11 protein-coding genes, 5 tRNA genes and 3 rRNA genes are annotated in these 15,197 nt (G+C 36.9%); 17 read left to right on the top strand and 2 right to left on the bottom strand.

Annotation, left to right across the window (positions count from 1 at the left end; all coding sequences use genetic code 11):
- Nucleotides 1–303: 303 nt before the first annotated feature.
- From BK011_08130 to BK011_08110, 5 genes are all read left to right on the top strand, one after another.
- Nucleotides 304–1,831: ribosomal RNA gene (locus BK011_08130) — 16S ribosomal RNA — on the top strand.
- 147 nt (nt 1,832–1,978) lie between these two features.
- Nucleotides 1,979–4,819, top strand: a 23S ribosomal RNA gene (locus BK011_08125).
- Nucleotides 4,820–4,866: 47 nt separating this feature from the next.
- Nucleotides 4,867–4,975: ribosomal RNA gene (rrf, locus tag BK011_08120) — 5S ribosomal RNA — on the top strand.
- The 16S, 23S and 5S rRNA genes sit together here with 1 tRNA gene alongside, the layout of an rRNA operon.
- Before the next feature lie 42 nt (nt 4,976–5,017).
- Nucleotides 5,018–5,094: transfer RNA gene (locus BK011_08115), tRNA-Asn, on the top strand.
- 93 nt (nt 5,095–5,187) lie between these two features.
- On the top strand, nt 5,188–5,541 hold the full coding sequence (locus tag BK011_08110) for a hypothetical protein (GenBank protein ID AUD65652.1): 354 nt from the start codon (nt 5,188–5,190) through the stop codon (nt 5,539–5,541).
- A 35-nt stretch (nt 5,542–5,576) separates the two neighbouring features.
- On the opposite strand, the gene BK011_08105 is transcribed toward BK011_08110, so the two are convergent.
- A complete protein-coding gene (locus BK011_08105; GenBank protein ID AUD66173.1) occupies nt 5,577–7,745 on the bottom strand; it encodes a sodium-translocating pyrophosphatase in 2,169 nt (722 codons plus the stop codon).
- Nucleotides 7,746–7,860: 115 nt separating this feature from the next.
- Nucleotides 7,861–9,708, bottom strand: coding sequence for a cadmium-translocating P-type ATPase (locus BK011_08100; protein AUD65651.1), 1,848 nt, complete (start codon nt 9,706–9,708; stop codon nt 7,861–7,863).
- Between the two features lie 215 nt (nt 9,709–9,923).
- Between BK011_08100 and BK011_08095 the strand changes: the two genes are divergently transcribed.
- The 12 genes from BK011_08095 to BK011_08040 all read left to right on the top strand — a co-directional run bounded on the left by BK011_08095 (nt 9,924) and on the right by BK011_08040 (nt 15,181).
- Nucleotides 9,924–10,235 (top strand): hypothetical protein, encoded by a 312-nt coding sequence (locus BK011_08095; GenBank protein ID AUD65650.1) that lies wholly within the window; start codon nt 9,924–9,926, stop codon nt 10,233–10,235.
- A 9-nt stretch (nt 10,236–10,244) separates the two neighbouring features.
- Nucleotides 10,245–10,871 (top strand): uridine kinase, encoded by a 627-nt coding sequence (locus tag BK011_08090; protein AUD65649.1) that lies wholly within the window; start codon nt 10,245–10,247, stop codon nt 10,869–10,871.
- Nucleotides 10,868–11,461 carry a hypothetical protein gene (locus BK011_08085; GenBank protein AUD65648.1) on the top strand — a complete coding sequence of 198 codons (594 nt, stop codon included), beginning with the start codon at nt 10,868–10,870 and terminating at the stop codon, nt 11,459–11,461. Before BK011_08090 ends, BK011_08085 begins: the two co-directional genes overlap by 4 nt.
- Nucleotides 11,461–12,006: a hypothetical protein gene (locus BK011_08080; protein AUD65647.1), complete on the top strand. Its 546-nt coding sequence runs from the start codon at nt 11,461–11,463 to the stop codon at nt 12,004–12,006. Before BK011_08085 ends, BK011_08080 begins: the two co-directional genes overlap by 1 nt.
- A gap of 107 nt (nt 12,007–12,113) precedes the next feature.
- Nucleotides 12,114–12,189 (top strand) — tRNA-Glu (locus BK011_08075).
- A 58-nt stretch (nt 12,190–12,247) separates the two neighbouring features.
- A tRNA-Arg gene (locus BK011_08070) sits at nt 12,248–12,324 on the top strand.
- 8 nt (nt 12,325–12,332) lie between these two features.
- A tRNA-Pro gene (locus tag BK011_08065) sits at nt 12,333–12,409 on the top strand.
- A 9-nt stretch (nt 12,410–12,418) separates the two neighbouring features.
- A tRNA-Gly gene (locus BK011_08060) sits at nt 12,419–12,493 on the top strand.
- A gap of 307 nt (nt 12,494–12,800) precedes the next feature.
- Nucleotides 12,801–13,481, top strand: coding sequence for a hypothetical protein (locus BK011_08055; GenBank protein AUD65646.1), 681 nt, complete (start codon nt 12,801–12,803; stop codon nt 13,479–13,481).
- Nucleotides 13,471–14,193 (top strand): hypothetical protein, encoded by a 723-nt coding sequence (locus tag BK011_08050; protein ID AUD65645.1) that lies wholly within the window; start codon nt 13,471–13,473, stop codon nt 14,191–14,193. The genes BK011_08055 and BK011_08050 overlap by 11 nt, the downstream gene beginning before the upstream one ends.
- Nucleotides 14,194–14,236: 43 nt before the next feature.
- Nucleotides 14,237–14,722 (top strand): hypothetical protein, encoded by a 486-nt coding sequence (locus tag BK011_08045; GenBank protein AUD65644.1) that lies wholly within the window; start codon nt 14,237–14,239, stop codon nt 14,720–14,722.
- Between the two features lie 9 nt (nt 14,723–14,731).
- Nucleotides 14,732–15,181 (top strand): tagatose-bisphosphate aldolase, encoded by a 450-nt coding sequence (locus BK011_08040; GenBank protein AUD65643.1) that lies wholly within the window; start codon nt 14,732–14,734, stop codon nt 15,179–15,181.
- The last annotated feature ends 16 nt before the right edge of the window (nt 15,182–15,197 follow it).

Here is a 15,197-nt window from a genome sequence, read left to right as displayed (position 1 = left end):
TTAGAGCCTTATAAAGACATTTATAAAAAAAGTTTTTTTTCTAGTCAAAAGTATTGACTTTAAGTTTAAAGTAAGATACAATATAACAGGTCGCCCAAAAAGGGCACTTACCGAATCTGAATGTAAATGAATATTAAAATTATCACGAAAAAGTTGTAATTTTAGTTGACAAACAAAGTTTGATTTGGTATTATATTAAAGCACGCCAAAGAATGTGTGCGTGTGATTTAATCTTTGAAAACTGAATGATGATGAGTGTATCAAGAGTAACAAAAATAAGAGCTATTAACAAACAAACTATAATTTATGGAGAGTTTGATCCTGGCTCAGGATGAACGCTGGCGGCGTGCCTAATACATGCAAGTCGAACGCACTAGTTTACTAGTGAGTGGCGAACGGGTGAGTAACACGTAGGTAACCTGCCCTTAAGACGAGGATAACCATTGGAAACGATGGCTAAGACTGGATAGGAATATTTGAGGCATCTTAAATATTTTAAAAGACCTAGCAATAGGTATGCTTAAGGAGGGGCCTGCGGCGCATTAGTTAGTTGGTGAGGTGAGAGCTCACCAAGACGATGATGCGTAGCCGGACTGAGAGGTTGAACGGCCACATTGGGACTGAGAAACGGCCCAAACTCCTACGGGAGGCAGCAGTAGGGAATTTTCGGCAATGGAGGAAACTCTGACCGAGCAACGCCGCGTGAATGACGAAGTACTTCGGTATGTAAAGTTCTTTTATCAAGGAAGAATGACTCGTGGAAAAACGAGAGTGACGGTACTTGATGAATAAGCCCCGGCTAACTATGTGCCAGCAGCCGCGGTAATACATAGGGGGCAAGCGTTATCCGGAATTATTGGGCGTAAAGGGTGCGTAGGCGGTCATTTAAGTCTTTGGTGTAAGTGCAAGGCTCAACCTTGTGATGCTAAGGAAACTGGATGACTTGAGTGTGATAGAGGTAAGTGGAATTCCATGTGTAGCGGTAAAATGCGTAAATATATGGAGGAACACCAGTGGCGAAGGCGGCTTACTGGGTCACAACTGACGCTGAGGCACGAAAGCGTGGGGAGCAAACAGGATTAGATACCCTGGTAGTCCACGCCGTAAACGATGAGTACTAAGTGTTGGAGAAATTCAGTGCTGTAGTTAACGCAATAAGTACTCCGCCTGAGTAGTACGTACGCAAGTATGAAACTCAAAGGAATTGACGGGACCCCGCACAAGCGGTGGATCATGTTGTTTAATTCGATGATACGCGAAAAACCTTACCAGGTCTTGACATCCCATGCAAAGCTTAAGAGATTAAGTGGAGGTTATCATGGAGACAGGTGGTGCATGGTTGTCGTCAGCTCGTGTCGTGAGATGTTGGGTTAAGTCCCGCAACGAGCGCAACCCTTATTGCTAGTTACCATCATTAAGTTGGGGACTCTAGCGAGACTGCCAGTGATAAACTGGAGGAAGGTGGGGATGACGTCAAATCATCATGCCCCTTATGACCTGGGCTACAAACGTGATACAATGGCTGAAACAAAGGGCAGCGAAGCAGTGATGTGAAGCGAAACCCAAAAAAGCAGTCTCAGTTCGGATTGAAGTCTGCAACTCGACTTCATGAAGTCGGAATCGCTAGTAATCGCGAATCAGAATGTCGCGGTGAATACGTTCTCGGGGTTTGTACACACCGCCCGTCAAACCACGAAAGTCGACAATACCCAAAGCCGGTGGCCTAACTCTTCGGAGAGGGAGCCGTTTAAGGTAGGGTTGATGATTGGGGTTAAGTCGTAACAAGGTATCCCTACGGGAACGTGGGGATGGATCACCTCCTTTCTAAGGAGAAAGGCATATACATAAACGTATATAAAAATTTCCAATATACACTCATCATATTCAGTTTTGAAAGATTAGATCTTTCAAGTTTTAATAAGTTTGATCTTTGAAAAGTAGATAAATTCTGTCGTAAAGAAAATGAAAGAATAAAAAAAGGTTAAGGAAAAAAGGGCGCACAGTGGATGCCTAGGCACTAAGAGCCGATGAAGGACGCAACTAACGGCGAAACGCCACGGGGAGCAGTAAGTACGCGACGATCCGTGGGAATCCGAATGGGGAAACCCGTCATATGGAAGATATGACATCTGCGCAAGCAGAGGGAAAACGCAGGGAACTGAAATATCTAAGTACCTGTAGGAAAAGAAAGTAAAAACGATTCCGCTAGTAGCGACGAGCGAACGCGGAGGAGCCTAACACCATAATAGTTACAAAACCACACACTAAAAGAACGGCGTGGGAAAGCCGACCGAAGAAGGTGAGAGTCCTGTATTTGAAAGTGTGCGGACTAGGGTGTTGAGAAGTACGGCGAGACACGAGGAATCTTGTCGGAAGATGTGAGGACCATCTCATAAGGCTAAATACTACTTAGTGACCGATAGTGAACCAGTACCGTGAGGGAAAGGTGAAAAGAACCCCGGGAGGGGAGTGAAAGAGAACCTGAAACTGTGTGCTTACAATTAGTCAGAGCCCGTTAATGGGTGATGGCATGCCTTTTGTAGAATGAACCGGCGAGTTACGGTATCTAGCAAGGTTAAGCTTTAAGGAGTGGAGCCAAAGCGAAAGCGAGTCTGAATAGGGCGTTAAGTTAGGTGCTGTAGACCCGAAACTGGGTGAGCTAGCCATGAGCAGGTTGAAGTTTGGGTAAGACCAAATGGAGGACCGAACCAGGACACGTTAAAAAGTGTTTGGATGACTTGTGGCTAGGGGTGAAATTCCAATCGAACCCAGAGATAGCTGGTTCTCCCCGAAATAGCTTTAGGGCTAGCGTTAGCAATAGTTTTTATGAAGGTAGAGCACTGAATGTGTGATGGCCCCACCTCGGGGTACTGAGCCCAATCAAACTACGAATGTCATAAAAAGTAGCTAGCAGTCAGACTGTGGGTGATAAGGTTCATGGTCAAAAGGGAAAGAGCCCAGACCGTCAGATAAGGTCCCAAAATTGATGCTAAGTGGAAAAGGAAGTGAAGATGCACAAACAACTAGGAGGTTGGCTTAGAAGCAGCCATCCTTTAAAGAGTGCGTAAAAGCTCACTAGTCGAGTGACTCTGCGCCGAAAATGTACCGGGGCTAAGCATCATACCGAATCTACGGATTTGACAAATGTCAAGTGGTAGGGGAGCGTTCTAACAGCGGAGAAGCATGATCGGAAGGACATGTGGAGTGGTTAGAAGTGAGAATGCCGGTGTAAGTAACGAAAAGATAGGTGAGAATCCTATCCGTCGAAAACCCAAGGTTTCCAGGGGAAGGTTCGTCCGCCCTGGGTAAGTCGGGGCCTAAGGTGAGGCTGAAAAGCGTAGCCGATGGATAGCAGGTAGAGATTCCTGCACTAGTTTATGAACTGATGGAGTGACAAAGGAGGCTAACATCCGCCCATGATTGGATTTGGGACAAGGAAACGAGCTTAGTGTGTAGGCAAATCCGCACACTATATAAGAGTGAGTTTCGGTAGGTAAAGGATGATGACGTCAAACTTTCAAGAAAAGCTTCTAGGGCTAATTTATAGACTACCCGTACCGTAAACCGACACAGGTGGGAAGGTAGAGTATACTAAGACGCGCGAGAAAACCCTTGTTAAGGAACTCGGCAAAATGACTCCGTAACTTCGGGATAAGGAGGACTTTTAATGAAAAAAAGAAGTCGCAGAGAATAGGCCCAAGCGACTGTTTATCAAAAACATAGGTCTCTGCTAAACCGTAAGGTGATGTATAGGGGCTGACGCCTGCCCGGTGCTGGAAGATTAAGAGGAGATGTTAGGCAACGAAGCATTGAATTGAAGTCCCAGTAAACGGCGGCCGTAACTATAACGGTCCTAAGGTAGCGAAATTCCTTGTCGGGTAAGTTCCGACCCGCACGAAAGGCGTAACGATTTGGGCACTGTCTCAACAAGGGACTCGGTGAAATCAAGCTGCCGGTGAAAACGCCGGCTACCCGCGACAGGACGAAAAGACCCCATGGAGCTTTACTGTAGCTTGATATTGACATTGGGTGTAAGATGTACAGGATAGGTGGGAGACTGAGAACCTAGGACGCTAGTCTTGGAGGAGTCGACCTTTGGATACCACCCTTCGTGCATCTGATGTCTAACCCGCCGAAGTGGATTCGGGGGGACAGTGTCTGGTGGGCAGTTTGACTGGGGCGGTCGCCTCCCAAAGAGTAACGGAGGCGCCCGAAGGTACCCTCAGAATGGTTGGAAATCATTCGTAGAGTGCAAAAGCATAAGGGTGCTTGACTGCGAGACAAACAAGTCGAGCAGGGACGAAAGTCGGGTTTAGTGATCTCTCTGTACCGCATGGAAGGGCAGAGACTCAACGGATAAAAGCTACCCTGGGGATAACAGGCTTATCGCTTCCAAGCGTTCACAGCGACGAAGCGGTTTGGCACCTCGATGTCGGCTCGTCGCATCCTGGAGCTGGAGAAGGTTCCAAGGGTTGGGCTGTTCGCCCATTAAAGCGGCACGCGAGCTGGGTTCAGAACGTCGTGAGACAGTTCGGTCTCTATCCGTCGTGGGCGTTGGAGATTTGAAGGGAGCTGCCCCTAGTATGAGAAGACCGGGGTGGACATACCACTGGTGCACCAGTTGGCTTGCCAAGGCCACAGCTGGGTAGCTAAGTATGGAAGGGATAAACGCTGAAAGCATCTAAGCGTGAAGCCCACCTTAAGATGAGATCTCCCAATTTAGTAAGATCCCTTATAGACGATGAGGTTGATAGGCTGGGTGTGGAAGCATGGTGACATGTGAAGCTGACCAGTACTAATAGATCGAGGACTTAACCTTTACTTTCATTTGAAATATATACAGAATTTATCTAGTTTTGAGAGATGTCTGGTGACGATGGCGAAGTGGTCACACCTGTTCCCATACCGAACACAGAAGTTAAGCACTTCAGCGCCGAAAATAGTTCTAAGGAGCGAAGATAGGACGTTGCCAGGCAAATCTTACTTATTAAAAACCAAAAAGTAGCGTCTACTCTGTGCCTACATAGCTCAGTCGGTTAGAGCACCTGACTGTTAATCAGGGGGTCCTAGGTTCGAGTCCTAGTGTGGGCGCCACTTATTCAATTTAACGGCTAATGCCGTTTTTTTTATTTTCTATCATGTTTTTATGCTATAATATGTTCAAATATACATTATCGGGGTATTAAAATGAATAGATGTCCGCTTTGTGGTACTTTAAATGAAGAAGGTAAGGATTTTTGTAAGAGTTGTAATCATGCATTAAGTTTAAAGGATCAAGTTGAAAGACCTAATCGTTTTGTAGAAGTCTTATTTGGTGCTATCTTTATCATTTATGGGCTTATTACTTTAATTTTAAATTTTATTGTTTTAGATTCTATATTGTTTGAACCTTTGATGTTTATCTTGATTGGTGCCTATATGATTGGAAGTTCAGTACTTTTGGGCGATTATAAAGAAAAAGTTGAACTGATGAATATAGAGCAAAAGCAATTAAAAGATAGAATTGAATTTTTAGAAAAACAAGCTAACAATAAATCATAGTTTCGCATAAAAAAAAGGATATTATCCTTTTTTTGTTAAAATAAGAAACTTAATAAGGGCTCTATTTGAATGAGTATAGGTGCAATCATGAGTGAAACAATACTCATGAGTTTTATCAGAATATCCATGGATGGACCTGCAGTATCTTTTAAAGGATCTCCGACTGTATCACCTATAACAGTAGCTTTATGTAGGAGTGTTCCTTTACCTCCTTCATAGCCCTGTTCAATATATTTTTTGGCATTGTCCCAAGCACCACCTGAGTTTGCCATAAAGATTGCTAACATCATGGATGAGACTAACCCGCCTATGAGTAGCCCACCTAAGCCTTCAGGACCTAAAAGAAGACCCGCAATGATAGGTGACAACAAAGCGATTAATGAAGGTAGAATCATCTCTTTTAAAGCAGCTTGTGTAGAAATATCTACACATTTTTTATAATCTGGGAGAGATGTACCTTTAAGTATTCCAGGATCATTTTTATATTGTAATCTCACTTCATCAATCATTTGATGTGCGGCTTTTCCTACAGAATTAATGACAAGTGAAGAAAACAAGTAAGGAAGCATAGCACCAATAAAGACACCAATAACAACACCGGGATTTAATATATCTACACCTGATGTGGTTAGGTTTGTTGCTTTTTCATAAGCAAAAAATAAACCAATGGATGTGAGTGCAGCTGATCCTATGCAAAAACCTTTAGCGATTGCAGCAGTTGTGTTACCTACAGAATCTAAGTGATCAGTTATTTTTCTAACACTTTCATCTAGATGACTCATCTCAGCAATTCCACCTGCATTATCGACAATAGGTCCATAAGCATCAACACTTATAGTCATACCTGCTGTTGAAAGCATACCAACTGCAGCTAATGCTATACCATAGATATCTTGAGTGAATAAATAAGCTAATAAAATACCTGTAACAAGTAACATCACTGTGATAAAAGTAGATTTCATACCCACACTAAAACCTGCAATGACGTTGGTTGCACCACCGGTTTTAGATTGCTCAACAATATTTAAGACATACTTATGTTTATCAGAAGTATAGTATTCAGCAATCATGCCAATACCAATACCAACACCTAAGCCAACAGCAATTGTTAAAAACAACATCCAGGCTCTACTGCCTTCAAATAATAACAAGCTCATCAGTAAAGACGAAAATAACATAAATAAGGTATTCAAATAGGTTGCACGATTAAGGGCTTTTTGGGGATCTTTCCATTTTTTTCTTCTCATGATCATGATTGAAACAACTGTTGATATGATGCCTAATGAAGCGATAATCAGCGGAAACATAACTGCTGACAGTATATTTGATAATGCAGGTTCTGTAATCAAACTAGGTTGTTCAATTACTATTTCAGGTGAAAAATTAACAAATGCATATAAACCAAGTGTAAGTGCTGAAATCAGTGTTCCGATATATGATTCTGTTAAATCAGAACCCATGCCAGCAATATCACCAACATTGTCACCAACGTTATCAGCAATGACAGCAGGATTTCTTGGATCATCTTCAGGGATATTTGATTCTACTTTACCTACTAGATCAGCACCTACATCAGCAGCTTTCGTATAAATACCTCCACCAACCCGACCAAATAAAGCAATCAAAGATGCACCTAAACCATAACCGGTAATGATATGTATAGCATGAGATAAAGCAAGATATTGATCATAAGCTTCAGATTTAAAACCACCATATAATGTATAAAAGACAAAAAACAAAGATGTTAAACCAAATAAACTTAAACCAACAACAGTTAATCCTAATATAGAACCACCTGTAAAAGATGTTTTAATTGCATGAGACATACCGAAAAGTCTTGCTTGATCAGTCGTTTTATGGTTTGCTTTTACGGCTGCAAGCATACCGATGTAACCAGCTAAACCAGAAAAAGAAGCACCAATGATGAAAGTAATAGAAGATCTATACCCAATTCCTTCAGCACCTTTTAAAGATGGTATAAAACCAATTAAAGCTAAAGTTATAGCAACAACTAAAGCAACAATAAACATCACTTTATATTGTCTTTTCATGTATGCCATTGCACCATCTTTAATATATGAAGCAATCGCATTAATTTTTTCATGATTAACTTTAATCTTATTTAGTTTTTTTAAAAGTATGATGGCGTATAGAACAGAGATGAGTGAAAGAGAAATGATGATTCCCAAAAAAATAACAACCATAAAAAATTGATCAAACACATGTATCACCTCAACATATCATATAATCGCAATTTACCTTTATCATATTACTAAATAAAAAAAATAGCAAACGCATTTGATGAGTTTGCTATAACTACTATTTAAATAACAACCTTAAACTATTCAAAATGACTAAAATGGTTGAACCTTCATGTGCAACTACACCAAGTGGTAAATCTATCAATCCAAAGACGTTAGAAATCATAAGAAGGGCTATAACACTTATTGAAAATATAATATTTTGAATTGTTATTGATCTCATACGTTTTGCAAGTAATAATGTTTGAGGAAGATTTTCGATTTGGTTATTCATAAAGACAATATCAGATGTTTCTAAAGATACATCAGTTCCTGCTCCCATTGCAACACCAACATCAGCAGTAGCAAGAGCTGGTGCATCATTGATACCATCACCAATCATAAGTACTTTACCTAAATCCTTTTGAAGCTGTTTGATTCGATTAACTTTATCTTCTGGCATACAGTTTGCTTCAAAGTGATCAATGCCAGCCTCTTTAGAAATTATTTTAGCGGTAGCCTCATGATCACCGGTAAGTAAAACAGGCGTTATATTTTGGTCTTTAAGCGCTTTGGTGACTTCTTTGACATTATCTCTAATACTGTCGGTTAAAGCGATGTAACCAACGATTTCATCGTTTTTAATGATATATATCATACTATAGCCTTTTTGCATTGCTGATTTTAAAGCACGATCACAATGCTCAGATGATTTTGCATCAAATTTTCCAACTTTCCAAGTGCTATCTTTATAGTTTGCTTCCATACCTTTTCCAGAAATCTCTTTGGTTTCTAACCCTTTAATGTCTTCACAATCTTTTAAGTGTTCAACCACAGCTTTTGCAAGTGGATGGTTGGATTGTTTTTCAATGGCGCATACAATTTTTTTAATCTCAGATAGGTTTTCGCTTTTTATCGCTTTAATCTCCACAACTTTCGGAACACCTGAAGTAATGGTACCTGTTTTATCAAAAACAACTGCTTTAATACCAATTAAGTTTTCTAAAGCTTTTCCACCTTTAATAAGAATTCTTTTTTTAGCTGCGTTAGATAAACTCGCTAACATTGCTGGAGTAATTGATGCTACTAAAGCACAAGGCGAACCTACAACTAAAACGACCACACCTCGTCTAAATGATTCAGCACGATCTAGCCACCCAAATAGCGGTGGAAGAAACATAAATCCTACCGCAAATATAATAACAAAATATACATAATATTTTTCGATTTTATTAATAAGTGTTTGTGACTCTGTTTTATTGTCCTGTGCTTCTTTTACAAAATCAACAATTTTCTGAACCACAGAGTCCTTTGGACTTTTTGTTGTTTCTACAATAATTGTTTGTTCTATATTGATAGATCCAGCAAAAACCTCATCACCTTTATGTTTTCCTACAGGAACATATTCACCAGTAATCGGTGATTGGTCTAAAGAAGTAGAACCTTTTATAATCTTTCCATCTACAGGAACTTGCTGTCCAACTTTCACAATGACTTGATCAGAAATTTTTAAGTTTTGAATTTGAACTTCTGTCTCATTTCCATCTTCATACAATATTGCAGTCTTTGGTGCTAACTTAAGTAAACTTGTTAGTTCTTTCTCGCTTTTTGATGTAGCATAAGATTCTAAAACACCACTGATTGAAAAGATTAAAATAAGGATTGCGCCCTCTTCATAACTGCCAACGAAAAATGCAGCTAATGCAGCTAGAATCATTAAAATCTCTACATTTAATGACTTGTTTTCAATGGTTGCGAGTACACCTTCTTTTGCTTTAGCATAACCTCCTATTGCAAAAGACAGACCAAATAATGCAACTACAAACCAAGCATCATCATAAAGATGTTGAAATATGAATGCAGTTATAATAAATATAATTGATATAATGACCGAACTGGTTTCAATAATAAGTTGTTTTTTTGTCATATATTACCTCCGAAGTTGTTTTTATTATAGTTTAATTATACCAAAAAGCAATACAAAATTATAAATAAGTGCATAAATTATTATAAAAAAGGTATTTATTTATAAAAGAAATAATTTATAGATTGAATCTGTGTAAAATATGTAATCGTTGTATTTATAAATAAGTTGTCATTTTATAAAAATATGATATACTTTTTACGAGGAGTTGACAAAACATGAACTATATTAAAGAAGACCATAAAATCTATGTATTAAATGAAGAGAATAATAAAATTGTTGAAGCAACATTTCCTTTTTATAAGGAGGGTGTTGTTGTTGTCGATCACACCTATGTCGATCCATCTTTAAGAGGTCAAGGTATAGCTAGTGAACTCATGCATGAAGTGTCAAGATTCGCAAAAGAAAAAGGATATAAAGTTGTAGCAACTTGTCCATATGCAGTCGTTTGGTATAAAAAGCATAAAGAGTATGACGATATTATTGATTTTGAAACACAAACAGAATTAGCACCTGAATGTAGAATATAGGAGTGTAAGATGGATAAACCTTTAGTGATATTAGTCTCTGGTGGCTCGGCATCAGGCAAGAGTACGGTTGTAAAAGAAATATTGAATAAAGCAGGATTGAATGATGTGATTATTATAAATCATGATGATTATTATCTAGATCAATCGCATTTGCCACTTGAAGAACGATTTAAAACCAATTATGACCATCCAAGATCATTAGATAATGATCTTCTTTATCATCATCTAAAAAAACTCATTCACTTTGAACCTATTGATAAGCCAACATATGATTTTGTTAATCATACAAGAAGTGAAAGAATAGAACATATTGAACCAAAAAAAGTTATTATTGTTGAAGGTATTTTGATTTTAGAAAATTCAAGGATTAGAGAACTATCGGATATAAACTTGTTTGTTGAGTTAGATGACGACACAAGATTTATTAGAAGAATGCTTAGAGACATGAATGAACGCGGAAGAACTCTAGATAACATCATATCTCAATATCAAACGACAGTAAAACCGATGTTTCATAAATACATTAAACCAACAAAAAGATATGCGGATGTCATTATTCCAAATGATACAAAACATGATATCGCAGTTGATTTAATCGTGACTAAAATCAAACAGATTTTAGGTGATCGAAAGTGATATTATTTACTGTTGCAATGTATGAAGAAGCCAACCATATATTAGAAGATTCCATATATAAAAACGACCTGATCATTACTGGAATAGGCAAGACAAATGCAGCAATGAAGCTTACTGAATATATGGCGAATCATAAGGTCAGCTATATCGTTAATATCGGCTTTGCTGGAGGAAATATTGCATATGATGTCAATGATATTGTCATTATTGATCAAGCAAGTTACCATGATTTTGATTTAAGTCTTTTTGGTTATAAAAAAGGACAAGTTCCTGGATATCCTGAAGTCTTTAAATCTAATCCTTATCTTATAGAAAAGGTTAAATCAGTATTTACGAATGCTAAGACGGGACACCTATATACAGGTGACTATTTTATGACAGATAAAGTTGAAGAACCAGCAGTTTTTGATATGGAAGGAACGAGCTTATATCAAGTAGCATGGCACTTTAAAGTTCCAATCATAAGCGTGAAACTTATTTCAGATGTCATTGGCATGGAGGATCATTATCAATCATATAAAACTTTTGAACAAACACAAGGCGCAAAAATTCTACATGATATATACAAAAAAATAAAGGAGGCATTCTAATGAAAGGACTCATTGTTTTTAGTCATAACATGGAAGATGTTGAAAGTTTAGCGACAAGAGCTTTACTAGTTAGAGCTGGATTTGAGATGCACTCACTTACTTTTGAGAATACAAAGCATATAAAAACTGCTTTTGGCCAAGAAATCATAGCAGATTATACGATGGATGAAATTGAAATTGATACCTATGATTTTGTTGTAGTTCCTGGTGGTAAGTATGTGGCTCAAATTGTTGATCAGGATGTGAATATTAAATCTTTAGTGACACAGTTTTATCAAAGAAATAAGTTAGTTGCAGCAATATGTGCAGGTCCTAGGTTTTTAGGACAAGCAGGATTATTAGATGGTAAAAACTTCACTGCATATACAGATAGTGAAAAAGATATGCCTAAAGGTCATTATTTACCTAATAAAAAAGCCATAACAGATGGCAATATTATTACTGCTAGAGGTGCGGGTGCTGTCTATGACTTCGTATATGAGATTGTCACATATTTGATAGACGAGACTAAAGCAAAAGCACTACTTGAAAGCATCCTTTTTTAATCAAATATACAGCACATATTGACTCATGTAAAAAAAACAAAAAAACTTTTTTAATAGCCTTGACAATTCGAAAAATATTGGTATAATTATATGTGCTGTTGCATATTGGCCCGTTGGAGAAACGGTTAACTCACATGCCTTTCACGCATGCACTCACGGGTTCGAATCCCGTACGGGTCACCATCTTTTTAAAACAAACGTAGACATACGTTTTTGATATGAGTTATTTAAACTCTTTGAAGTACCCATAGCTCAATTGGATAGAGCGTTTGACTACGGATCAAAAGGTTAGGGGTTCAAGTCCTCTTGGGTACGCCATTTTTAAACGGGAAGTAGCTTAGCTTGGTAGAGCGCCTGGTTTGGGACCAGGAGGTCGCAGGTTCAAATCCTGTCTTCCCGACCATTTTAATCAGCGGGTGTCGTATAATGGCTATTACCTCAGCCTTCCAAGCTGAAGACGTGGGTTCGATTCCCATCACCCGCTCCATATTGAAAGCATAGGTTTGATACAATTGTATCAGGCCTTTTTTTGCGTTATATAAGGCCGCTTCTCTATTTGTATAAATTTAAGGATACTAAAAAGCGCATTAATTTTAATGATTTTCGGGAGTTTCCATCAAATTTCTACACGATTACATTTTAAAATACACGATTTAAAGTGTATTTACACGATTTGTTAGTTTTCGGCTAATAAGGCGAAAACTAGATGGATTCGCACCTAGGAGCGAAAAATAAACAAATTCGTATAGAAATGCGAAAAAAATAGTGTATAATATATATAAGGAGGTGTTATCATGTATTTTGCATTAATTGGAGACATTATGTCATCGAAATCGTTAGAAGAAAGAACAAGGATACAAGAAAAATTAGAAAATTACTTAAATATATTGAATGAAAAATATGAAGGAGTAATGAAAAAAAAGCTGGCAATAACACTTGGTGATGAATTCCAAGCACTATTCCAAAAGGGGAATTTTCTATTAGAAATAATTCATAAAATTGAATTAGAAATGTATCCAACAAAATTAAGATTTGGTATCGGAATAGGAAATATTGTATTTGATCATGGTTATTTAGACTCTCCATATAAAAGTGATGGGGAAGCATGGTGGAATGCTAGAAGAGCTATTGATGATGTAAAGATGAAAAATTCAAAAAACAAACAAGAATATTATTCAAACATATATGTGATTTCTGAAAATGAACATCTTAACAACCGAGTGAATATAATATTAGATTTATGTTATTCAATAAAAATAAACTGGACAGAAAAGCAAATAGATTTGATAAAATATACCATTGAAAATTACGGTTTCCAAGATAAGTTTGTTTATAAGGATGTAGCAAACGATTTTAAACAAAGCGTTTCTACAATATTTGGAAAATATAATTCAGCCAAATATGTCAATTATATGAGTGTAATGAATATGATCACAAAAGAAATTACAAAAGAGGAGGATGAAAATGATTTTTAATCTTTTATTGATATTCCATTTTTTATCTGATTTCTATTTACAAAATGATACAAAAGTTGAGATGAAAGCGAACCAAAAACTCTTGACATTAAAATTTTATAAAACAGAGATGTTTAAACATGTTTTATTATATATTATAGTATCCTCATTAGTTTTTACTCTTTTTGTTAGCAATGATGTAATTGATTACTTAATTGTTATTTGTGCATTTCTAACACATGGGGTAATAGATGTTATAAAAATTAAGTTAAATAAAAAATATGATGGCTTAAAAAAACAATTGTTTCTACTAGATCAAACCATACATATTTTAATTCTGTATTTTGTGTCCGAATATATAGTCAATAATTTTTCTATACTGGAATGGATATCTATTGATAATTCATATTTGCTATATATATTAATCATATTGTTGTTAGGAAGAACAGCAAATATTATATTTGGTATTTTGTTTGAAAACTACAAACCAGAAAATCAAACTATTGATGATGGTCACAAAAATGCAGGTGGATTAATTGGAATTATGGAAAGAATTCTAATTTTTGTGTTTTTGGTTTCTGGGAATATCGGTTCTGTTGGATTTATCATCGCTGCAAAATCAGTTGCGCGATTCAAGAAATTGTCAGAAACTCAGTTTGGTGAGTATTTTTTATTAGGAACATTATATAGTGTATTATTTACGTTATTAACGTATTACATATTTATTGGTTAGTGATTTAATTTATATTTTGATTTAACATTACTTATAAAAAGGGATGATAAATTTGGTTACAATTATTAGAAAAGCTACAGCTGAAGATGCTGAAGGAAAAGGGTATGTTCATTATCAAAGCTGGATTGAAACATATACCGGTCTTTTTCCTGATGATGTTATGGCAAGATTATCCCTTGAAAATAATATACAATTAGCAAAAGACTATCCAGAGAACACATATGTTGCTATTGTAGATAATAAGATTATAGGATTCAGCTGCTACCTCGAGTCACGAGATGAAGATCTTGATGATACAGGTGAAATAATGGCAATATATATATTAAAGGAGTATCAAGGATTAGGTATTGGACAAAGACTAATGGAAGTTTGTTATAAAGAGTTGAACAAATATTCTAAACTATCATTATGGGTACTTGGAAGTAGTAAGAAGTCGGTAGGTTTTTATGAGAAACAAGGATTTGTTGCTGATGGAAAAACAAAGATGCTTCATGGAAAAGAAGTTATCAGAATGATTAAGAGTTTGTGAGGTGATGACATGTTTTTATTCTTCGAGTTTGATGATCTAACTGATGGTGAAATTAGATTAGTAGTTGATGAGTTGATTCCAGAAGACAAAGAAAAAGGTTTTGTTCCTGCATATAAGTTTAACATTGTAGAACAAAAATCAGATCTGAAAGTTGGATTTATAGATATAAGGATTGGACACAATAAAGGTTTGTATCATGGTGGCAATATTGGATATACAGTATATGAAAAACATAGAGGAAATAATTACGCTTTAAAAGCTTGTAAATTAATAAAGAATGTTGCTATCAAACATAACATGGAATATCTATATGTTACTTGTAATCCTGATAACATAGCTTCAAGAAGAACATGCGAAAAGTTAGGGTTACCTTTGCTAGAAATTGTTAAATTACCAGAAGATAATGACATGTACAAAGAAGGCGAAAGACGAAAGTGTATATATTATTGGAAGTTGTAAAATAGATTAGGTAAAT

This window comes from Tenericutes bacterium MZ-XQ (genome assembly GCA_002838205.1).
GTDB lineage: Bacteria > Bacillota_I > Bacilli_A > Acholeplasmatales > Acholeplasmataceae > Mariniplasma.
Note: the sequence above shows the minus strand (reverse complement) of the source record. Positions and strands in the feature narration are given on the sequence as shown.